Annotated in this window: 16 protein-coding genes and 1 pseudogene; 7 read left to right on the top strand and 10 right to left on the bottom strand. The window is 51.0% G+C overall.

What is annotated here, in order from left to right; translation table 11 throughout:
* The first annotated feature begins 54 nt into the window (after positions 1 to 54).
* From WN59_RS05445 to WN59_RS05435, 3 genes are read left to right on the top strand one after another with little or no spacing between them, the layout of a single operon-like run.
* Entirely contained in the window at positions 55 to 1,077 is a 1,023-nt protein-coding gene (locus tag WN59_RS05445; protein WP_046513826.1) for a methionine ABC transporter ATP-binding protein, read from the top strand.
* Complete coding sequence (locus WN59_RS05440) at positions 1,067 to 1,717, top strand: methionine ABC transporter permease (RefSeq protein WP_046513823.1); 651 nt, start codon at positions 1,067 to 1,069, stop codon at positions 1,715 to 1,717. The genes WN59_RS05445 and WN59_RS05440 overlap by 11 nt, the downstream gene beginning before the upstream one ends.
* A gap of 18 nt (positions 1,718 to 1,735) precedes the next feature.
* Positions 1,736 to 2,554: a MetQ/NlpA family ABC transporter substrate-binding protein gene (locus WN59_RS05435; protein WP_046513818.1), complete on the top strand. Its 819-nt coding sequence runs from the start codon at positions 1,736 to 1,738 to the stop codon at positions 2,552 to 2,554.
* 30 nt (positions 2,555 to 2,584) lie between these two features.
* Here the strand turns inward: WN59_RS05435 and WN59_RS05430 are convergent, their stop codons facing one another.
* From WN59_RS05430 to gltB, 4 genes are all read right to left on the bottom strand, one after another.
* Positions 2,585 to 3,757, bottom strand: coding sequence for an MFS transporter (locus WN59_RS05430; RefSeq protein WP_046513815.1), 1,173 nt, complete (start codon positions 3,755 to 3,757; stop codon positions 2,585 to 2,587).
* Between the two features lie 100 nt (positions 3,758 to 3,857).
* Positions 3,858 to 5,282 (bottom strand): SLC13 family permease, encoded by a 1,425-nt coding sequence (locus WN59_RS05425; protein ID WP_046513812.1) that lies wholly within the window; start codon positions 5,280 to 5,282, stop codon positions 3,858 to 3,860.
* Between the two features lie 126 nt (positions 5,283 to 5,408).
* Positions 5,409 to 6,878, bottom strand: a complete 1,470-nt coding sequence (locus tag WN59_RS05420; protein WP_046513809.1) for a glutamate synthase subunit beta — start codon at positions 6,876 to 6,878, stop codon at positions 5,409 to 5,411.
* Between the two features lie 16 nt (positions 6,879 to 6,894).
* The gene (gltB, locus tag WN59_RS05415; protein ID WP_046513806.1) at positions 6,895 to 11,364 is read right to left on the bottom strand and encodes a glutamate synthase large subunit; all 4,470 of its coding nucleotides are present in this window, start codon (positions 11,362 to 11,364) and stop codon (positions 6,895 to 6,897) included.
* A gap of 120 nt (positions 11,365 to 11,484) precedes the next feature.
* Between gltB and WN59_RS05410 the strand changes: the two genes are divergently transcribed.
* Both WN59_RS05410 and WN59_RS05405 read left to right on the top strand, forming a co-directional pair.
* On the top strand, positions 11,485 to 12,366 hold the full coding sequence (locus tag WN59_RS05410; protein ID WP_046513804.1) for a LysR family transcriptional regulator: 882 nt from the start codon (positions 11,485 to 11,487) through the stop codon (positions 12,364 to 12,366).
* Between the two features lie 75 nt (positions 12,367 to 12,441).
* A complete protein-coding gene (locus tag WN59_RS05405) occupies positions 12,442 to 12,870 on the top strand; it encodes a pyridoxamine 5'-phosphate oxidase family protein (protein ID WP_046513801.1) in 429 nt (142 codons plus the stop codon).
* 64 nt (positions 12,871 to 12,934) lie between these two features.
* Here the strand turns inward: WN59_RS05405 and WN59_RS05400 are convergent, their stop codons facing one another.
* The 5 genes and pseudogenes from WN59_RS05400 to WN59_RS05380 all read right to left on the bottom strand — a co-directional run bounded on the left by WN59_RS05400 (position 12,935) and on the right by WN59_RS05380 (position 19,762).
* Positions 12,935 to 13,990, bottom strand: a complete 1,056-nt coding sequence (locus WN59_RS05400; RefSeq protein WP_046513798.1) for a tartrate dehydrogenase — start codon at positions 13,988 to 13,990, stop codon at positions 12,935 to 12,937.
* 27 nt (positions 13,991 to 14,017) lie between these two features.
* Positions 14,018 to 15,333: pseudogene (locus WN59_RS05395) on the bottom strand (SLC13 family permease); the annotation flags it as partial.
* A 266-nt stretch (positions 15,334 to 15,599) separates the two neighbouring features.
* The gene (mqo, locus tag WN59_RS05390; protein ID WP_046513795.1) at positions 15,600 to 17,081 is read right to left on the bottom strand and encodes a malate dehydrogenase (quinone); all 1,482 of its coding nucleotides are present in this window, start codon (positions 17,079 to 17,081) and stop codon (positions 15,600 to 15,602) included.
* Between the two features lie 61 nt (positions 17,082 to 17,142).
* Positions 17,143 to 18,894, bottom strand: coding sequence for an L-lactate permease (locus WN59_RS05385; protein WP_046513793.1), 1,752 nt, complete (start codon positions 18,892 to 18,894; stop codon positions 17,143 to 17,145).
* A gap of 142 nt (positions 18,895 to 19,036) precedes the next feature.
* Positions 19,037 to 19,762 (bottom strand): FadR/GntR family transcriptional regulator, encoded by a 726-nt coding sequence (locus WN59_RS05380; protein ID WP_231577124.1) that lies wholly within the window; start codon positions 19,760 to 19,762, stop codon positions 19,037 to 19,039.
* Between the two features lie 193 nt (positions 19,763 to 19,955).
* On the opposite strand from WN59_RS05380, the gene WN59_RS05375 reads away from it, so the two are divergent.
* Positions 19,956 to 21,395, top strand: a complete 1,440-nt coding sequence (locus WN59_RS05375; RefSeq protein ID WP_046513790.1) for a carbon starvation CstA family protein — start codon at positions 19,956 to 19,958, stop codon at positions 21,393 to 21,395.
* A 19-nt stretch (positions 21,396 to 21,414) separates the two neighbouring features.
* Positions 21,415 to 22,482 carry a branched-chain amino acid aminotransferase gene (locus WN59_RS05370; RefSeq protein WP_046513788.1) on the top strand — a complete coding sequence of 356 codons (1,068 nt, stop codon included), beginning with the start codon at positions 21,415 to 21,417 and terminating at the stop codon, positions 22,480 to 22,482.
* An 87-nt stretch (positions 22,483 to 22,569) separates the two neighbouring features.
* On the opposite strand, the gene WN59_RS05365 is transcribed toward WN59_RS05370, so the two are convergent.
* Complete coding sequence (locus WN59_RS05365; RefSeq protein ID WP_046513785.1) at positions 22,570 to 23,316, bottom strand: 2-keto-4-pentenoate hydratase; 747 nt, start codon at positions 23,314 to 23,316, stop codon at positions 22,570 to 22,572.
* Positions 23,317 to 23,357: the final 41 nt, after the last annotated feature.

Raw genomic sequence — 23,357 nt, 5'->3', positions numbered from 1 at the left:
AGAGGGACTTTTTTTATGCGGCTGAAAAACGGAATGGTTTAAGGAGCGTTTTATATGATCGAATTCAAGGGACTGGAAAAGACTTTCGAAGGGAAGCATGGCACAGTCCATGCTTTGAAGGATATAAACCTGAAGGTGGATAAGGGTGAAATCTACGGGGTGGTCGGCTTCAGCGGTGCAGGCAAAAGTACCCTGATCCGATGTGTCAACTATCTGGAACAGCCCACGGACGGCAACGTGATTGTCGACGGCTCGGATCTCACCCGGATTTCCACAAAAGAAATCAGGAATATCAAAAAGAAGATCGGCATGGTTTTCCAGCACTTCAATCTGCTGAATTCAAAGACTGTATATGCCAATGTTGCGATGCCTCTGATACTGGAAAATGCCCCAAAAGCGAAAATCCGGGAAAGGGTGACGGAGCTTCTCGATTTTGTCGGTCTGGCCGACAAGGAAAAAATGTATCCTGACCAGCTTTCGGGCGGGCAGAAACAGAGAATCGGCATCGCCCGTGCGCTGGCGACCCGCCCTTCCATACTGCTGTGTGATGAGGCGACTTCTGCTCTCGATCCACAGACGACCGACTCAATTTTAAAACTGCTCCAAAAAATCAACGAGGAGTACAATATTACCATCCTGCTGATCACCCATGAAATGTCAGTCGTCCGGGAGATATGCAACAGGGTTGCCGTAATGGAGGATGGCAATGTGATCGAGGAAGGCACTGTCTTTGAAATTTTCTCCACTCCGCAGACTGAAACGGGACGGAATTTCGTCAATACGGTAATGCACACTGAAATCCCGAAATATGTAACCGATATGATTGCCGCTGATGACAATGTCTACCGTATCAATTTCGTCGATCATACTGCGGCACGCCCTTTCCTGTCGCAGATTTCAAAGAAATTCGATGTGGAGGTCAACGTCCTGTTCGGCAACATCACTGAACTCCAGGGTGTGCCTTTCGGCAATCTGATTGTGACATTCCAGGGGGCCGGACAGGAGATTTCAGGTGCCCTGTCCTACCTCGGAGATAACAAAATCGTCTACAGTGAGGTGAATGCATATGCTGGTTAACCAGGATCAGATTTTAACCGCAGTCATTGAAACCGTACAGATGGTCACAGTGTCATTCATTTTTTCCATACTGCTCGGTCTGCCGCTCGGTATCGCACTTTTTGTGACGCGGGCGGGGCAGATTCTTGAAAACAGGGCGGTGTTCAGTGTCCTCAACATCGTCATCAACGTTTTCAGGTCCATCCCGTTCATCATCCTGCTCGTTGCAATCATTCCGTTCACAAGACTCGTCGTCGGCACTTCGATCGGTACAGCAGCAGCAATCGTACCGATGATCGTCTATGCAGGCCCCTACATAGCAAGGCTTGTCGAAAGCTCTCTGCTAGAAGTCGATGACGGTGTCCTTGAAGCCGCCGATGCGATGGGTGCAACCCCTTTCCAGACAATCCTGAGATTTTTATTGCCGGAAGCTTTAAGCTCCCTTGTCGTCAATTTCACCATTGCAACAATCGGGCTGATCGGCGCCTCTGCCATGGCGGGAACGGTCGGAGGCGGTGGTGTCGGTGACCTCGCCATCACATACGGCTACCAGCGCTTTGACACGGTCACCATGGCAATCACGGTCATCATCCTCATCGTCATGGTGCAGGGACTGCAGTCCCTCGGAAACTTCCTGTCACGCACTGTCGGAAGAAGATAAAAAAGGAGAAGATATATCATGAAAAAATCAATTCTACTCACATTCATTATTGTATTGTCAGCTGTTCTTGCCGCCTGTGGAGGCGGCAACGAGGAGACGGTCAAAGTCGGAATCAGCGGAACGGACACTTCGACATGGGATTTTGTTGCTGAAAAAGCGGCGGAGGAAGGCATCAACATCGAAATCATTTCATTCAACGATTACGTTCAGCCGAATACTGCACTCGCTGACGGGGAGCTTGATATCAACTCCTTCCAGACCGTCGCCTACTTCGATGAATTCATCGAAGAGCGCGACCTGGACCTCGCGCCGATTGCGACTACATACCTTGCACCGATGGGACTCTACTCGGATTCGCTTGCAGCTCCTGAAGAAATTCCCGACGGCGGAAAGATTGCACTGCCGAATGATGTATCCAACCAGGGTCGTGCCCTGATGCTGCTTGAGGATGCAGGGCTCATCACTCTTGTTGACAACTATGACGGACTGGGGTCAATTTCCGACTCTGTTGTTGAAAATCCTAGAAACATTGAACTCGTCGAGACAGCGCCAGCACAGATTCCGAGGGCACTCGGTGATGTGGACGCCGGAGTGATAAACAACGGTATCGCAAGGGACGCAGGATACAATCCGGTTGAAGACTCCATCTACCATGAAGATGAAACGGCCACTGATTACGTCAATATCATAGCTTCAAGAAGTGAGGATACTGATGATGAGACACTGCAGAGAGTGGCTGAACTCTTCCAGGAAGAGGATACGAAACAATTCATAGAAGAAGAGCACGATGGCTCCCTCATCCCGGCCTTCCTCCCACTTGAGGAAATCGGCTGGTAACAAAAAAGCTCCCAGTTTCTGGGAGCTTTTTCATATTCTCTGTTTTCTGGATTCGTACCTGCCGTAGACAATGTAGTAGACCAGAATCCCGAGTGCGACAAGCACGACCATTGAACTGTAGAGGCCGCTGTAGCCGAGTGTCGGTACGAGTACGCCGAGTATATAGGAACCGACACCGAGACCGAAGTCGAGGGCGATGAAATAAGTGGATGTGGCGAGCCCCACGTTTTTGGCATCTGCAATTTTTATGCAGAGTGCCTGGGAAATTGACTGGAAGTTTCCGTAGCCGAAACCGATCAGTACACCTGCCAAAAGCAGCATGAAGCCGGATCCTGTCTGTCCGAGTACGAGGTAGCCGATGGCGAGTACAATCAGCGATGGATACATCACTACATTGGCACCTCTCTGGTCCATGATCCTTCCGGTGATCGGGCGTGTGATCAGGATGACGATTGCGTATACCAGGAAGAAGTAGGAGGAAGCGGCGACAAGACTCTGTTCTTCTGCAAACAATGCAATGAATGACAGGACCGTTGAATAGGCCATGCAGATGAGCAGCACGACAATCCCAACCGGCATCGCCTTTTTATCAATCCATTCGAACTTCGGCTTCGGTTCTTTTTCAAGATTGACTGTCGTATTATCCGTACGCACGAAGAGTGTAAATACACTGGCGGTCAGTACAAGGACGAAAACGATCAGAAACAGCATCTGATATTCGATGAACTGCAGCAGGTAGAAGGCCATGAACGGCCCGAGCGCTGTGGCAATGACGAAGCTCAGACTGAAATAGCTGATGCCCTCCCCTCTTCTGCTCTGAGGCAGGGCGAGTGCCGCAAGTGTCCCGACAGCCGTCGTCGCCACACCGTTTGATAGTCCGTTGAAGAATCTCACTATGAGCAGGAGCGTCAGGTTGTCGGCGATAAAATAGAGGCCGTATGTAATGACGAACATGACCGTTCCGATGTACATGATCTTTCTCGCTCCGATCAGACTGAGCTGATGGCCGGTCAGTATCCTGCCGATCAATGATCCCACGATGAAGATTCCGGCCACCAGACCGGCGGTGCTCGTGGATATGCCGAATTCATCCACGGCATAACCGCTGATCGTCACCATCAGCAGGAACATCGCCAGCATGATGAAGAAATTAAATATGAATATGATGATGAAATCTTTTGTCCAAAGCCTTTCCTTTGCCATTCAACCATTCCTTAAACTAATATAATAGCATTTCAAACCATATGAGAATCATATCATACTGCACTTTATAACTCCCATGAATTTTAGAGAGGTATGCAACTCAACTCCACAGATTCCAGTACAGGAGCGCCGCAAGTATCGACATGACCAGGAATGTAAGACTTGAGAACACTGCCATCACATAATGATTCTTTCTGCTCAGGACACCTTCTTTGAATGCGAAATACAATGTCGGGGAATGGATCGGCAGTATATTCGTACCGCCGATTATCATGATGACGATGAAGGCAAGGGTGAGGGCCGGTACACCGGTCATATCCGCGTATGAAATCATGACAGGGAATATCACGATGACAGCTGAAGTCGGCACGATGAAAATCATGCGGAATAAAAACATCATCACTGCGACTATAATGATATTGATGACTGTACCGGCATTCTCCGGCACCAGGACGATCAGCTGCTCTGCAATCACACGCGCGGTACCATTCTGATCCAGTATTACGCCGATGGACAGCGATGCACCGATGAGCAGGAAGTTTTCCCAGTTGAACGCACGTATATCCTCGTTGGTGATCAGCTCTATCTTCGGCAATGCATACAGCACTAGGAGGATCATCGGCGGCAGAAGCGTCGGCACTTTCTCCGGATCCGTAAATATCCAGGTCAGTATCATCAGACTGAATGTCAGAATTACGAACCAGAAGCGCTTCGTCGGCTTATATTCATGATAATCCGTGCCGGGCGGATCTTTTTCCATGGTGAAATCCTCCGCACTTTCTGATGAATAGGACAGTTTCAGATAGATCCATGAAAACATGCTTGCAACGATGAGTGCACACCACAGTGGCGGCGCGATGATCAAAAACCAGTCAAGCCATCCCAGGTCGGCAATTTCATAATCTTTCAACAGCTGGGCCGCAAGTACGGGATAGCCGCCGCCGGTGTACACGATCATCGTGCTGTTCTGATTGACGAATCCTGTGACATACACAGCATATTTTTTGAACACACTGTCCTCCGGGAAACCGAATGCCTCATTCATACTGCCAACAAAAGGCAGCACTGTTTTCAGCCTTGCGAATGCAGAAGGCATCAGTACCGGCAGCAAAGACATGAAGACCGGCAGAGTCAGTGCGATTTTACGGGGTGTGATGTTTTTAAACCTCAGTATTTTTGAAGAGATCACTTTATCTGCATCCGTCCTGATGAGCACCTGGCTCAATATGGAAAGGATCAGTATGAAATAGAGCGCAGAGGAAAGAAACCCGGCCATGGCATCTTCCACCGAGTCTGTCAGGTTCAGGATTATTATCACCGCAAGTATCAGTATGCTCGCCGCACCGGTCGGCATTTTCGAAAAGGTCCACAGATAAATAGCGAGCAGCAGGAGCGAAACGGTTCTCTGCTGTTCCGGATTGAAATCACGGAGAATGGTATCCGGGGCAAAAATTGCAAAAAGGATGATGCCGGCAATTATTGCTGCGTGCATCGTCCGGGACTTGAACCTGCCTTTAAACTTCATGTTCATCACCTGTTATAATCCGGATTCATGTCACTTCCCAGATGCCGTCTCCTTTAACATTACCCTTTACAGCACATCCAGAACCCAAAAACAGGATGCCCGCCGGGCATCCTGTTCCTCTGAACCTTAGCTTGTCTTATGGAACATCTTGTTCTGCACGGCGAACTTATGGGCCGCTTTGGCAACGCCGCGGCCTTCCTTGATGGCCCATACGACCAGACTCTGTCCGCGCCTTGCGTCCCCTGCAGCGAATACTTTCCTTCTGTTCGTCTTATAGTTCTCTTCGTCTGCAGCAATCTTGTTTCGCTCCATATGAAGGTTGAAGGCTTTCGGCAATTCACTCTCCACACCTTCGAAGCCGATGGAAAGGAGGATGAGGTCCGCCTTGAAATACCTTTCCCGATCCTCAAGTGTCATCCCGGACAGTGATTCCTGACCGAGCACCTGGGTATTGACCCCTTTCAGATCACCGATCATATCCACATCATACCCCATGGTCTGTACACCATAGGCACGCGGTTCGATGCCGAATTTCTCCTGGTACTCCGCATGCGCGTAGTCCAGTTTGAACGTCTGCTTTTCGAGCGGCCAGAATGGATTGCCGTTCACTTCATCGGGCAGACGGTCGTATTTATTGAACTGGAAAACGGACTTGCAGTCTTCACGCAGTGCCATGGCAACGCAGTCCGCTCCTGTGTCTCCGCCGCCGATGACTACGACATGCTTCCCTTGGGCGGTGACCCCGGGCTCATCAATCTCACCGAACTGGTATTTCGTCTGCTCGGTCAGGTAATCCATAGCAAACTGGATATCACGGCTCTGGCGCCCCTCAAGTTTCAGATCTCTCTGTTTCCTGGCGCCCACTGCGACAATCACGGCGTCATATTCTGTGTCGAGAGTGTCGTAAGTGACATCGGAACCGACATTCACGTCACAGATGAACCTGATGCCCGCTTCCTGCATGATGCTTATGCGTCGTTCCACCACTTCCTTATCCAGCTTCATGTTCGGGATGCCGTACCTCAGCAGACCGCCGGGTTTCGCATCACGCTCGTAGACATCCACATCATGGCCCCACGAATTCATTTCATCGGCGGCCGTAAGACCCGCCGGCCCGCTGCCGATGATGGCGATGCGGGTGCCCAGACGGTGCTTCGGTTTTCTCGGCTTCACCCAGTCCTGTTCGTAGGCCTCATCTATGATGGTGCGTTCTATCCCCTTGATTGCCACCGGTTCGCTGTTGATGGCGAGGACACATGAAGATTCACACGGTGCAGGGCAGACACTGCCTGTAAACTCAGGGAAGTTATTCGTCTCCGCCAGGCGCTGGTAGGCTTCCCTGAAATCTCCCTGATGGACGAGGTCATTCCATTCAGGGATATAGTTGCCGATCGGACAGCCAATCGTCTCTTTGCCGACACCGGTGCCCGTCTGGCAGAACGGGGTGCCGCAGTCCATGCAGCGTGCACCCTGCTCACTGGCCTCATCATTGCAGAAACGGTGCTGGAAAGCATCATAATTGCCGATCCTTTCCTTGAGGTCCGCCTCGCCCTGTTTCTTTCTGTCATATTTTAAAAACCCTTTGAATTCTCCCATGCGGCAGTGCTCCTTTCTAATGGATATTCATCTTTTCAAGTTCATCATCCGCTACTTGCATTTCATTGTTGAATGCATTCAGTTCCGCCTCTTTTCTGGATTGTTCCGCACTCAGTCCGAAACGGATCTTCTGCTGCATCTTTCTGTATTCTGCCGGAATCACCTTGATGATCTCCAATTCACCGCTCTCAATACGTGCGAGCGCCGTCCGTGCCTTATCACTGCCGGTGAAGTAATTGTGGCCATACAGCAGATGCTTCACCTTCTCTTTTTCCTCAGCATCTGTGACATGTCCCAGTTCAATCATTTCACCGTTCATATTCACTTTGTTTTCCGCAATGGATTTCTCATTGATGATATATGCAATGCCGCCGCTCATCCCCGCAGCAAAGTTTTTACCAATCTCCCCGAGTATTACAGCGCGCCCGCCGGTCATATATTCAAGACCGTGGTCTCCTATCCCCTCGACGACAACTTCCGCACCGCTGTTCCTTACACAGAAGCGCTCTCCGGCCATGCCGTTGATGAAAGCCTGGCCGCTTATGGCACCGTACAGGCATACATTGCCTGCGATGATTTCATGGCTGCGGTTCACATTCGGCGCCTGTACTATGATGCGCCCGCCGGAAATCCCCTTGCCGACGTAGTCGTTCAGATCCCCGGTATGGTGCAGTGTGAGTCCCTTGGGTATGAAGGCGCCGTAACTCTGACCGCCGTGTCCGAACGTGTTCACCTTATAATGATCATGACCGAGCGTATCCATGCCGTGCGTATTGGTGATGAGGCTTCCCAGTCTCGTACCGATGTTCCTGTGCCTGTTCCTCACATGATAGGCCGCATCGTGGCTTTCTCCCGTTTCCACCTGTTCTTTGAAATCCGGCAGCATTGTCAGATCATCGAGCGACCATTCGAACGGATGCTCCTGCCCCTTCGTCTTCCTTCTGTCCCCTTCGATCTGCATGAGCAGCGGTGCGAGATCAAGCTCACTCATCTGGTGCTGCGCGGTCTTGGCCGTATCGACCTCAAGATGTTCAACAGCACCGACAAGTTCATCCATGGATTTCAGGCCGAGTTCCGCGAGGATCTCCCTGATGTCTTCAGCAATGAAGTGCATGAAGTTGACGACATGCTCCGCTTTTCCGGTAAACAGCTTTCTGAGGTCGCCATTCTGCGTCGCTATGCCGACAGGACATGTGTCCTTATGGCACACACGCATCATGATGCAGCCGAGGACGACGAGCGGTGCTGTGGCGAATGCGAATTCTTCCGCGCCAAGTGCACACGCCACCGCGACATCGCGACCGGTCATCAGCTTGCCATCCGTTTCGAGGCTCACACGGGACCTCAATCCGTTAAGTTGAAGCGTCTGATGCGCTTCTGTGAGGCCGAGTTCCCACGGCAGGCCGGCATGCTGTATGCTCGTGATCGGTGATGCCCCCGTACCGCCGTCGAAACCGCTGATGACGATCTTATCGGCATATGCCTTCGCCACCCCTGCAGCAATCGTACCGACACCATCTTTTGCCACCAGTTTCACTGAAATATCCGCGTCCTTGTTGGCGTTCTTCAGGTCATGTATGAGCTGTGCCAGATCTTCGATAGAGTAAATATCATGGTGCGGCGGCGGTGAGATCAGCCCGACTCCCGGTGTGGAGTTCCGGATCTCCGCCACCCACGGATACACTTTCTGGCCGGGCAGCTGGCCGCCCTCGCCCGGTTTTGCCCCCTGGGCAACTTTGATCTGTATCTCTTTGGCACTGTTCAGGTACTGGCTGTTCACTCCGAAACGGCCGGATGCCACCTGTTTGATGGCGCTGTTCAGATTTCTGCCATCTTCATCCGCTTCAAAACGTTCGGGATTCTCCCCGCCTTCACCACTGTTGCTTTTGCCCCCGATCATATTCATCGCCTCGGCGAGCGTTTCATGTGCTTCCTGGGAAAGTGAGCCGTAGCTCATCGCCCCCGTCTTGAAACGTTTGACGATCTCCTCTTTCGGCTCCACCTGGCTGATGGGAATCGATTTTCCCTCTTTAAACTTGAGTAGATGCCTGATGCTCGAATGGTGGCTGTCGTGCATATAGTCCCTGTACTCCCTGTATGACTCCCCGTCATTTGTACGGCATGCCTTCTGCAGCAGGCGTATGGACTCCGGATTGATTACATGATGGTCGCCCTGCTGCCTCCACTGGAACTTGCTGCCCGCTTCAAGATACTCGAGCCTCACGTCCTGCATCTTTTTATTCCTCATGTCAATATCCCCGATGGACAGCCCGCCGATTTTGGACGTTGCGCCACCGAAGTATTTCTCCATGACCGATCTTCCGAGACCGACCGCTTCAAATACCTGCGCACCATGATAGCTCTGGACTGTAGAAATGCCCATTTTCGCCATCACTTTGATCAACCCTTCGGTGAGGGCCTTATTGTAGTCGGTGACAGCTGTATCATCCCCGCCGGATACACCCGCCATCGTCTCCTGTGCAATGTATGGGAGGACTGCATTCGCACCAAAGCCGATCAGCGCAGCCACATGGTGCACTTCCCTCACCTCGGCAGTCTTCATGACGATGCTGGTCCTTGTCCTCAGTTCCTCTCCGATCAGCGCCTGATGCACTGCACTCGTTATGAGGAGGGACGGCATGACATACACACCATCATCTGAAAGTATCCTTTCATCCGTGAGAACCAGCACGCCATGCGTTTTTGCTTTTTCCACCGCTTCAGCGGCGGTCTGACGGACTGCCTCCTCAAGCGTTCCTGTATACGTGATGTCGATTTCGGCAACACCGAGCTTCAGTACATCCTCACGGTCGAGTGTACGGTGATCAATGACCGGACGTTCTATCTGCACCCTGTCCAGCGCGGAAATATCCGGCGCAACCAGGTGCCCTTCGCCGCCGAGATAGGTGATTTCACTCGTCACGATCTTTTCCCTGTAGGAATCAAGCGGCGGATTCGTCACCTGTGCGAAATGCTGCTTGAAATAGTCGAAAAGCAGTTTCGGACGTTCCGACAGGAAAGCAAGCGGCTGGTCAAAGCCCATCGCGCCGATCGGATCCTTCACTGCACTGGTCAGCGGCTGCATGTACTTTTTAATGTCCTCTTTCGTATAACCGAAGCGCACAAGTACATTATGCAGTGTCTCTGGCTCGATCTGTCTGCGCTTCAAGGGGGGCAGATCCACAGACCCGCTGCGTTTCTGATCCATCCATTCACTGTAGGGTCTGTCCGTTGCGATGCGGTGTTTCAATTCATCATTTTCGATGATCCTTGAAGCATCAAAATCGACAAGCAGCAGTTTGCCCGGACTCAGCTGGCCTTTGTACATGACATCATTCTCTTCAACATCGACTACGCCGACTTCAGACGAATAGATGATTTCATTATCATTCGTGACATAGTAGCGTCCCGGCCTGAGACCGTTCCTGTCTGTCAGCGCCCCCAGTTTATGGTTGTCGCAGAAACTGATCATCGTCGGACCGTCCCACGGTTCCATCAGATAGCTGTAGAACTCGTAGAAATCCTTGACGACAGGATTGTCGTAGGACTGGTACTTCCACGGTTCCGGAATCATGATCATCGCCGCCTGCTCCGGCGTCATCACAAGGCTCATGAATTCCAGCACATTGTCGACCATCGCAGAGTCACTGCCGTCCATGTCGATGATACTTTCTATTTTCCTGCCTTTCTCGCCGAAAGTGTCAGTGAGCCACTGCTTCGTACGCGCCTTCATCCAGTTGGCATTCCCTTTGATCGTGTTGATTTCACCGTTGTGCATCAGCAGCCTGTTCGGATGCGCCCTGGCCCAGCTCGGAAAAGTGTTCGTGCTAAACCTTGAATGGACCGAGCCGAACTTCGACACGTAACGCTCATCCTTAAGATCCACATAGAACATCCTGATCTGGCCGGCACGCAACCACCCTTTGTACACGATGGTTTCACTGGAGAAAGATGCCACATAATGTCCCACATCCGCTGATTCCAGATTCTGTTCAATCATCTTCCTCATATAATAAAGGTCGAGCGCACCGCTCGTGTCCGTAATCACCTGGATGAACTGCGGCATCGTCTGCTGGACATGGGAGGCAATCGCGTCAACATTGACCGGGACTTCCCTGAATGCGATCAGTCCATGCCCTTCTTCATCCACCGTGTTTTGCACGACTTCCTTGAATGACTCAATAGAGGCGTCTGCATCAATCAGATACATACCCACTGAATATTCACCGAACCGGGGAAGTTCCGGGTACACTTCTTTTAAAAGATCATGGGGAATCTCGGTCATGATGCCGGCGCCGTCCCCTGTCACTCCGTCAGAACCGATGCCGCCGCGGTGATCCAGTCTCTCCAGCATTTCGAGGGATTTCTGGACGATATTGTGGGAGCGCCTGTTATCCATATTTGCATAGAAACCGATGCCACATGCGTCGTGTTCGTTTTTAGAGTTATACAGACCTTTTTGTGTGATCGATTGATATAAACTCATTTTGAGTCACCTCTTTTTTTCAGAATATTTATGTAAGTCTATATTATCCATACATGATTCGATATAATCAATATATCAATGATATAATATCGATATCATAATTAGATTGGTTGTGAGCGGATGGAGATAAAACAGCTGAAATATTTCGTGGAAACCGCAAGACAGGAGCATATGACGGAAGCTGCCATGGTACTCAATGTCGCCCAGTCCGCCCTTTCCAGGCAGATCGGCCTTTTGGAGAGCGATCTGGGGATTGCATTGTTCAGAAGGGAAGGCAGGAATATCAAACTTACAGAGGGCGGCAGATCATTTTATGAAGATGCGGTGCAAATACTCGATTCCATCGCAAAATCCAAGGAAAGACTCATCGATGCAACAGACAGGAAGGAACATACATTCAACATCCACATCACCCGGTCGGACATGACGGGCAAAGTGCTCCAGTCATTCAACCACTTCATAAAGCAGGACGGGGCGATCGAGTTCACCATCCATTCCGAATCAGAGGAAACACTCGGGGAAAAGCTGCTGGATGAATCCCTCGACCTTGTCATATCACCGCAGAAATTCAATGACGGAGAGCTCCGGAGCACGTTGCTCTTCGAGCAGAACTATTATTATGTATTCCGGCAGAAGGGCGGGCTCAACCTTCCCGTGCAGGCTTCATCCAGTGAACTGGAAGGGCTGCCCCTTGCGGCTTTCGATCCCGTCATAGAGATGGAGCGCCTGTTCAGAAACAGCAGGATACACAACTACAAAGACCTTTCAATCATCCAGCATCTCCTCATCGACCACGGATACGTTGCAATCGTCACGAGTGATGAAGCCAGGCAGCTGACCTACAATTATCCGAATTTCACTGTGCACAGCCTGAAGCACCTGAACATAAAGCACCCGATGTACGCAAGCATGCACAAGGACAATGAAAAGCCCTTCGTCGTAAAATGGTACAGCCGGCTGAGGCAGGAGTTCATGTCGATGCATTCCTCCTATACAGACTGACCCCCTCTTCTCATGATTAAGCATTTCTACAGAGGGTATTTGGAAAGCATATTGACTTTACAGGAGGAATATCCAATGAACAGAGAAGACTTCACAAAAGAACTCCAAAAGATACTCGATGATAATAATATCGGCACGATGGCGACCGTAAGGGATAATAAGCCGATGAGCCGTTATATGTACTTCTATAACGACGGACTCACGCTTTACACCTATACTAGAAAAGGGACGTACAAAGTGGAAGATCTCGAAAAGAACCCGAACACCCATATCCTGCTCGGCTACGAAGAACGCGAAGGACTTGGTGAGCGTTATGTGGAAATAGAGGGCAAGGCGAGCCTGCCCGAAGACGTCACCCCTGATATCGATGAAGTCATGGCCAAAGCAGGAGAGCTTTATGAAAAACTTAAAGGCGAAGATGACATGCAGGCGATCCGCATTGACATTGATGAAGTCAGGATTATGAATGACGGCGGCAACGCGCCGGAGCCTGTCGATCTGTAGAAACTCAGACAAATAACAAGTAAAAGGTGCGGGCCAGTTTCGAACTGGCCGCACCTTTTTTGGATCATCTCTTCAATCTTCCTATTATCTGTTCCGTCACTTCGTCCATGGTGTTGGTCCCTCCGACGTCCGGTGTGAGGAAACCGTCCGCCGTCACACTTTCCATCGTTTCAAGCAACAGTCTGCCCATCTCTTCCTCCCCGTGGTGATCGAGCAGCATCTTCGCCGTCCAAATCTGGCCGATCGGGTTGGCGATGCCGCGCCCGACGATGTCCGGCGCCGAGCCGTGGACCGGTTCGAACATCGACGGATGCCTGCCGTTCAGGTTGAGGTTCGCCGAAGGCGCGATGCCGATGCTCCCCATGATTGCCGCCCCGACATCCGTCAGGATATCTCCGAACAGGTTGCTTGCGACCACTACATCATAACGTTCGGGATGGGTGACGAAGGACGCTGCAAGGGCATCGATATGCCTTGAAGCCGTCTCTATCCCTTCAAATCCCGCTGCCGTCTCCTTGAACACTTCGTCCCAGAATGGCATCGAATGGAATATGCCGTTGGATTTCGTTGCACTGGTCACATGCCCCCGCCTCACTCCGGCCAGCCTGAAGGCATGTTCCATCGCCTGCTTCGTCGCGCGTTTCGAGAACACGTTGTTCTGTATGGCAATCTCATCATCCCCCTGGTACATCCGGCCGCCGACCGAACTGTACTCCCCTTCGCTGTTTTCACGGACGACCATAATATCAAAATCCTTCGGGTTGACAAGCGGTGAGCGGATGCCGCTGAAAACCTTCGCAGGGCGCACATTGATTTCAAGCTCGAACTCCCTCCTGATCTTGAGGAGCAGTCCCCAGAGGGAAATATGGTCCGGCACTTTCGATGCATCGCCCACCGCTCCAAGGAATACACTGTCCGACTGACCGAGCCGCTCCATGCCGTCAGGAGCCATCATGCTGCCGTGCTTCAGGTAGTAGTCACATCCATACTCAAACTGCTCATATTCAAACTTCATTCCGCCGTGTATATCAGCGATCGTATCCAGCACCTTCAGGGAAGCGGGCACCACTTCCTTCCCGATTCCGTCCCCGGGTATTACAGCAAGCTTTATGTTCTTCATATGCATCCTCCAAAATTTTCATATTTTCTACGGCCAGAAGCCGATCCATCTCCAGTAAGTATACGCAACCAGCGTCATGATTACGATACTTGCAAGCGTCGCCCATATGCCCGGCCACAGGAAATCCTTCTGCGTCACCCGGCCGGTGCTGTGGGCGACAACGTTCGGCATTGTCTCCACGACAAGCAGGAACCCGAGGAGCAGCGAGACCGCCGAAGCCACGGACATGACGGCAGGATCCAGACCGGCCTGTTCCGAAACGCTGATGAGGACAGGCAGTATCGTTATGACCGCCGTCGAGACATTCGTTACGCCGAGGTGATAGACCTGGGACAGAATGATCACGATCGGTATCGCAAGCCACGGGTTGCTGAACACCTCTATGAATCCCTCTGGCGACAACAGCGTCTCGAGCAGGTCGATTGCGCCGGATTCGATCAGTGAGTAGCCGAGGGACAGCGTCGCCCCGAGCAGTAGGATCATACCGAAATTAACATCCAGAAGCCTCCTCCACTCTATGAAGCCCGTGCCCGGCATGGCCATCAGGACAACCGCACAGAGTGCCGCAAACGTTGGATGATAGCCATGGAGTGATTCAGTCAGCCACAGGATGATGGTGAAAACCAGTATCGCCAGACACTTTTTCTCATCCATGGTGAACTTCCCGAGTTCCCTGTTTTTACGCTTCATTTCCTTATGGAGGTTCTCGAATGATTCCACCTCCGGCGGATAGCACTTCCAGACGATATACATGATGACCACCACCAGCAGTATCCACATCGGCGCTGTATAGATGAACCACTGCAGATATGAAATCGACACATCCGCATACAGCCTGAGTATTTCGACGGCAAGTATGTTCCCGATGGCAGCAGTCAGTACCGCCACCCCGCTTATATTGCCGCCGAAGGCGGAACCGATATACAGCAGTCTGCTGAAATTCGAATTTTTGCCTGCACCGGTTTCTTCTATTATATTCGACACAATGGGCATTATCAGAGTAGCACGGACAGCGGTGGCCGGGATGAAGAACGCCTGGACCTGCATCAGTATGATAAGAAGCCCTTTGCCGATTTCCCCATCACAGCAAGCAGGGAATACGTCATCCGCCTGATTAGCAGCGTGTGATTCACACCTATTGCCATCATCATGCCGCCGATGATCAGGAAAATCGCCGGGGAGGCAAAGCCGCTGAAAATGGTTTCGATATCAACAGGTTTCAGCAGCAGAAGGAGCACCAGGACGAACACAGCAGTCAGGCCGATCGGAATCGGTGCAAACGCCCACAGCACCAGCGCATACACCATGATCGCAATCGTGCTCCGCGCCGGCCATCCGATGCCCTCAGGCAATAAAAAGAGGACTGCCAGGAAAAGGACCGTGGCAGACAGAAGGATGAGCCATCTGCTGATCTGATGACGTGTTCTGCCTTCGGACATCGTTCCGCCCCCTTCCAATTTCCTGAATATTTTATCATTATAACCATTATGCGCCTAGTATTGTTTCGGAAACAAGTATTTCTGTCACATCCCAGCAAATTAAACACTGTATAAAAAAGACACTGAGTGCCCTGTTTAAGCATCAGTGTCTCTCTTATCACCCAGGGTCTCTACTCCAGCCCAAGCTCCCGGGAAGTTTCTTTCCTTATCTTCTTCATCAGCTCGCTGTCTTCTATCAAAGATTCGCCGAATGAAGGGATCATTTCTTTTATCTTCGGGGACCATTCCTCCATATACTGCGGGAAGTTGTTTTCCAGCACCTCGAGGGCGACGGAGACGGAGGTGGAGGCTCCCGGTGATTCTCCGAGCAGCGCCATGACAGTGCGGTCTTCTGAATTGACGGCTTCTGTCCCGAATTGTATGAACCCTTTGCCATACTCTTTTGTATCTTTGATCACCTGCACGCGTTTGCCGGCGACAAGGAGATCCCAATCCTCATCTTTGGCATCGGGGACGAACTTGCGCAACTCTTCCATCCGGTCCTCTTTCCTCATCATGACCTGCTGGATGGAATATTTGACCAGGGGCATATTCTTGACACCGGCCGAAAGCATGGTCAATACGTTGCTCGGGTTAATAGACTTGAAGAGGTCCAGGTTGGATCCGTTTTTCAGGAACTTGGGACCAATGGCCGCAAATGGCCCGAACAGAAGGCTCTCCTCGCCCTGAATATATCGCCTGTCCAGATGAGGCACAGTCATCGGAGGCGTGTTCGGTGGCTCTTTCCCGTACACTTTGGCACCGTGCATACTTACCACTTCCGGGTTGTTGCATACTAGGAACGCACCGCTGATCGGGAACCCGCCAAGCTGCCTGCTCTCCGGTATTCCGGTCTTCTGCAGCAGTGGAATCGCGTTGCCGCCTGCCCCGATGAATATATAATCTGCGGTATGGTATTCAATCTTCCCTTCCCTGATGTTGAGTACCTTGACTTCCCACCTGCTGTCTTCCAGCTGTTTGAAGTCAAGAACCTCGTGCTTGTAATGGACTTCTGCCTTATCATGCTCGCTGATGTTCTTTGCCAGTTTCCGTGTGAGTTCTCCAAAATTGACATCCGTACCATAATCTATCCTGCTCGCTGCGACCGGGATGCCTGGGGGACGCCCCTCCATCATGAGCGGCATCCATTCCGCTAGCACATCAGGATCCTCGGAATATTCCATTCCCTCGAACATATCAAGCGGATGCATCGCTTCATAGCGCCTTTTCAGAAAATCCACATTATCCGCGCCCTGGACGAAGCTCATATGCGGCAATGGCCGGATGAATTCCCCCGGATTTTCTATCTCCCCGTTTTTAACGAGATAGGACCAGAATTGCCTGGATTCCTCGAACTGCTCATTTATTTCCTTCGCCTTTTCAATATCAATGGAGCCGTCCTGCTGCTCAACTGTATAGTTCAGCTCACACAGTGCAGCATGCCCAGTTCCAGCATTATTCTTTTCATTCGAGCTTTCTATCGCAGGCTTATCCATCCTTTCAAAAAGCTTGATATTCCAACCCGGCTCTATATTTTTCAGCAGGGAACCAAATGTAGTACTTAAAACACCCGCACCTATCAGAATCACATCTTTTGATTTTTTGTTGACCATTTTACGGCCGCCTTTCCAAATTTGTATTCAGTCTTTCTTTATATGATTTCAAGCCTGCCCGTCACCCTTCGGCATTTGCTTCCTTATGTCTGTATGAACGGATGATCATGATCAGGATCAATGCCAGTATGAGGACGACAAGGATGAAACCGATATTGAAACCTAAACCGTTCACCCACGCAAAGCCGATGGCACCGGCAAACACAAGATAGAATGCAGTCGGTATGAGCAGTTTTGTAATGATCGTACCCTCTTTACCGACCATGCCGACCGCCGCACTCGCAGCGACGACGTTATGCACACAGATCATGTTGCCGGCTGCACCACCGACTGCCTGGAGCGACACGATCACAAGCGGACTCATATTAATCTGTTCGGCGACACCGAACTGGAACAGTCCGAACATCATGTTGCTCACCGTGTTGCTGCCTGCAGCGAAGGCCCCCATGGCCCCGATTGTCGGTGAGATCAGCGGCCAGCTGTCCCCGAACAATATTGCCGCACCATTTGCCAGGACAATCGGCATCGAATCATAGCCGGCACCGTTTATCCCAGAATTAATGAACACCTGTACGAGCGGTACGGAGACGATCAGGGCTGCCATCGCAGAGAGTATGGTCTTCCAGGACACCCTGAATGCGTCCCCCATCCCTTTCATCTCAAGTTTGTGTATCCATCCTGTAGTCACTGCCACAACTATGAATACGAACCCTGGAATCATGAGCGGGGTCAGGCTGTGTTCTATGCCTGTACCAAGGATATCATCAAATGTAATCGTCCATGAAGACATCAGTGCATTCAGCCCCAGCAGTTCGATACGGGTGATTACCAGAAGGACCGCAACCAATACGTACGGCAGCCACGCCTTGAACATCGATATCTCCTTCGGCGCCCGGGCCTCACCCGACATTTCGCTGACCCATGAACTGTCCCAGCTGGAGCGGGGTTCAAAATCGAACGTCTCCTTCGGCATGAGAAACCCTTTCCTGGCCAGTGGTATGACGATGACAAGCCCCACCAAACCGCCGATGAGCGAAGGGAATTCAGGTCCCAGGAAGTTTGCGGTCAGTGAATATGGGATGACGAACGAAAGACCGGCGAATAGCGCAAACGGCCAGACCTTGAGCCCTTCTGAGAAACTGCGGTTTCTTCCGAAGAATTTTGTCAGCATCGCAGACATGAACAACGGTATGAATAAACCGATCATGGCATGGAAAATGGATACCTGTCCGCCGATGCTAAATACGAGCTCGGATATGTTCAACCCTTCGGAATCCAGGAAAGAGTTCACCACTGGCTGATTTTCAAGGCTGGTATTCACTCCGACCAGTATCGGTGTGCCGACGGCGCCGTATGATACCGGTGTCGATTGCAGCATCAATGCAATCATGACCGCGGCGAGTGCCGGGAAACCGAGAGCGATAAGCAGCGGTCCGATCACCGTTGCCGGCGCACCCCACCCGGCGGCACCCTCCAGAAATGTCCCGAACAGCCATGCAACGATGATTGCCTGCACGCGCCTGTCGGGGGAGATGCTGGTGAAGGATGCACGGATCGTATCGACCGCACCGCTTTCCTTGAGTACATTGAGCAGCAGGACCGCCCCGAAGACGATGACGCCCACCTCGAGTGCCGTCAGCACTCCTTTGAAGGAAGCGGCTGTAATTTCAACAGCCCCCATCTGCCAGCCGAAGAACGCAATGAGTATGGTAATGATGAAACTGTAGAACATCCCCCTTTTAGCCGACCATCTGAGTATGACCAGAAAGAAAAAGATGGCAAGAATCGGTAGAAGACTTAAAAATATAAGCAAAATGCTGCCCCCTTGTGTGAAAAGAAATTATACGAGTCATATAGTCATCTGATGACTCAATGTTATGTAGCCATTTTATGTAATCGCTTTCCAAATGTCAAATATTTTTGGCAAATTAAAAAGGACCCCTCTCAGGGAGTCCTCAGTAATTGGTCAGCAGTACATCCTCCACACCCTTTAGATGGTCGTACATGCTCTTTGCCGCCGCTTCCGCGTCTTCATTTTTTATCGCTTCGAAAATGAGCTTGTGTTCATCATAGATCTTCTGGATGGATTTCTCCGTCTCATACAGCCATATCCGTCTGGTCTCCTTCATGGTGCGGATCATCGTCTCGGACACATCTTCGAGCAGGTTGGCGAGCAGCGGGTTTCCGGTTGAGACGGCGATCGCCATATGGAAATCGTAGTCGGCCTGTTCACCGAGCTCATTGTTTTCCACTGCAGTCCACATCTTGCCGAGCGCCTCTGCCATTCTTTCATGGTGATGCGCTTCAGCTTTTTCACACGCTGCCCTCACGCAGCCCACTTCTATGATCTTCCTCAGATCCAGAAGATTGGCGATATCCGCTTTTGTAATGATTTCGAAATTCTGCTCAAAGCCGAGGGGCATCTGCTCATTGATGAAAGAACCCTGACCGTGCTTCACATGGATGACATCCAGTACTTTCAGACTGTTCAGCGCCTCCCGTATGGATGCCTGCGACACCTGATACGATTCCGCCATTTTCGTAATCGCGGGCAGCTTGTCTCCGGGTTTCAGCTTTCCGGATTTGATTTCAGACAGTATGATATCCGCAATCTCTTCATATATTTTTTTCCTCGCCAGTGCCACTACCATCACATCCGATATCGTTATTCTCGTCTCCATGATAGCATAAATCACGGGTTTCTAATCATGCCGAACATGATTTTTCCTCCGTCACAATAAAAATTTTACACCCATCTGAAACATTGTTCATATTTTGTAACACAAACGAAATCAAAATTATCTGAAAATACATTGATTTCTGTGCTTAAAATTGTTAAGATATAAACAATTTTTAATTAAAGGAGGCATTCGGATGTTAACACTTATTTTCGCAATCATACTGCTCATTGCAGGCTATATGGTATACGGAAAGATTATTGAGAAGATTTTTGTCATCGATGACAACAACGAAACACCGGCTTATAAAAGCGGAGATGGTGTTGATTACATTCCAATGCATCCAGTAAAGGGCTGGCTGATCCAGCTGCTTAACATCGCAGGGCTCGGCCCGGTCTTTGGTGCGGTGGCGGGTGCATTATATGGACCTGTCGCACTCATCTGGATTGTTTTTGGCTGCATCTTTGCCGGGGCGGTGCACGATTATTTCTCGGGGATGCTGAGCATCCGCAACAACGGTGCGCAATTCCCCGCCCTCGTGGAAAAATATCTTGGAAAGAGTGTCAAAGTCTTCGTCTACGTGGTTTCTTTGGTACTCATGATCCTGGTCGCTGCGGCATTCACTGCCGGACCAGCTGAACTTATCGCTCTTAAAACAGGCGGGGCGATTCCATTTGCAGCCGCACTCGTCATCATCTTCAGCTATTTCGTGATCGCTGCAATACTGCCGATCAATAAGATCATCGGCAGGATCTATCCTGTCTTCGGCGCCATCCTGATCATCATGGCCGCCGCTGTACTTGCAGGACTGATGTTCTCGGGGACCAAAATACCGAACCTGACACTGACAAGCGCACACCCTGAGGAACTGCCGGTCTGGCCGCTGCTCATGATCACCATTTCATGCGGCGCCATTTCCGGGTTCCATTCAACACAGAGTCCGATCATCGCAAGGACGGTCAGGAAAGAATCCGAAGGCAGGAAGGTCTTCTTCGGTGCGATGATCGCAGAAGGCGTCCTCGCCCTGATCTGGGCCACTGCCGGCATGACATTCTTCGGCGGTACCGGCGGCCTTGCCACAGCACTCGCAAACGGCGGGCCGGCAGGCGTCGTGGACAGCATTTCCATCGGTTATCTCGGCTCTGTCGGTGCACTGCTCGCATTTTTAGGCGCCGTCATCCTGCCGATCACTACCGGGGACACTGCCCTCCGTTCATCAAGGATGATTCTGACCGAAGCCGTCGGCGATTATGTTAAAGTGGGAGCAAGACCCAAGCTCTTCATCATGACAATCTGCGTCGGCGTCCCTGCATTCCTGCTCGCAACCATAGATTACATGTTCCTGTGGAGGTATCTCGGATTCTCCAACCAGATGGTTGCTGCCACAATGCTCTGGGTCGCAACGGCCTATCTCATCAAGGAAGGGAAGTTCCATTTCATCTCGGGACTGCCTGCAATCTTCATGACCGGTGCAGTCGGAGCCTACTTCTTCTACGCACCTGAGACATTGAATATGAACTATGAAATATCTCTCGCTCTTGGAATGATTCCTGTCGCTGTGACAACCGTGCTCTATATAAGGGCCGTACTCCGACAAAAATCAAGGAGCTTGAAAGAAAACACCCAATTAGGATAATAATCGAGGAGGAATCGTCATGTCACAAACACTGCAAATCGAAAGAGCCAATGAACTGAAGCATAAACCGGATGTTTCCACGGTACAGTTCGGGACCGTCTTCACAGATTACATGTTCACAAACAGATATACACCTGAATACGGATGGTCCGGTGCGTCCATCGTCCCCTACCAGAACCTGCAGCTGTCACCGAGCGCCCAGGCCATCCATTACGGCCAGTCCGTATTCGAAGGTCTGAAAGCCTACAAGCAGGGGGATGACATCCTTTTATTCCGCCCCGATCAGAACTTCAAGCGGATGAACGAGTCACTGTCCCGGCTGTCCATGCCGGAAATCAATGAAGAGAACGCGCTGAATGCGCTGTACGAACTGCTCAAATTGGAGCGTGACTGGGTGCCGGATGGCGAAGGACAGTCCCTATATATCCGGCCGTTCGTTTTCGCCGATGAGCCGTTCCTCGGTGTAAGGCCATCGGAAACGTATCAGTTCAACATCATCCTTTCCCCGGTCGGCGGCTATTACGGTGCCACACAGCTCAACCCGACAAGCATCTATGTGGAGGACGATTTCGTCCGCTCCGTCCGCGGCGGCGTAGGCTTCGCCAAAGTGAGTGGCAACTATGCAGCCAGCCTGCTTGCACAGAAGAAGGCAAATGAGCTCGGCTATGAGCAGGTGCTCTGGCTGGACGGTGTCGAACAGAAATATGTGGAGGAAGTCGGCAGCATGAACATCTTCTTCGTGAGAGACGGAGAACTGGTCACACCCCAGCTGAACGGTTCCATCCTGCCCGGCATCACGCGGAAATCCATCATCGAACTTGCCAAGTACAAAGGCTATACAGTAAAAGAGGAAAAGATCCACATCGATGATCTTGTGGAAGATATTCATGGCGGCAGAGTCACGGAAGTCTTCGGTGCAGGGACAGCGGCAGTCATCGCACCTGTCGGCAAGCTGAACATCCACGGCGTCGATTACATCGTCAACGACAACCAGGTCGGTGAAGTGTCGCTTGATCTGTTCAATGACCTGACGGACATCCAGTACGGCAGGAAAGAAGATCCATTCGGCTGGGTCGTCAGGCTGTAAAAGCAAAAATAACGCAGACAGTTCAACTGTCTGCGTTATTTTTATGCCCCCACTGTCATTGTCCATGAAATGGGGCATAATATATTCCTATTCCGTCACTTCAAACTCCACTTTGCCGATGTTTTCATATTCTACTGTATATTTACCCGCTTCAAGTTCGACCGGGATATTGAAAGTTCCGGCAGAGACGAACAGGCCGGCGTTCAGGGTCCTGCTCCTCCCGGACAGTGCTTCGGCGAGCCACTTCACTGCTTTTGCAGGATGTCCAAGTACTTCCGTGGACTGGCCTTCCTTGATGATTTCGCCGTTATGCGACAATGTTCCTTTGATGTCATCAAGGTCATCATACTCAAACTTCCGGGGTTCACCGAAAATCACGGCTCCGTTCACCGCCCCATCCGAAACGACTTCATAAAGGTCGATGTTCGGGAACCAGTCTTCGTATCGACCATCCGGAATTTCAGCCCCCGGCGCCACCCTGCATTTCCTCATGATATCGTCCACATTATCTTCGGGAAACACGATTTCATCCACGATGAATACAAGTTCCATCTCAAGTAGCGGGATATTGAAATCTCCGAGTGACACTCTATCCAGGATCGTACGGTCGGTCATTGCGCCGTAGAGTGGCTGGTCACTCTTGAACAGTTTTTGTGTTTCCTCGCTCGTTAGACTTATTTTATAGCCGCTCAGTACTTCTCCGGATTCTATTTTAAGGTCCAGCACCGCATCCTGGACCGAGTATGCTTCCTCCAGGTCAGTGACCCCGATGACTCCGCGCTTCAAAGGCTCATTTTTGGCATATGCATCATATAGTTTTTTTACAGCTGACATATCAATACCTCCGGGACGTTTACTCTAAATATAACACAGTT

Origin of the sequence: Salinicoccus sediminis (genome assembly GCF_000986795.1) — a bacterium.
GTDB classification, from domain to species: Bacteria; Bacillota; Bacilli; order Staphylococcales; family Salinicoccaceae; genus Salinicoccus; species Salinicoccus sediminis.
Note: the sequence above shows the minus strand (reverse complement) of the source record. Positions and strands in the feature narration are given on the sequence as shown.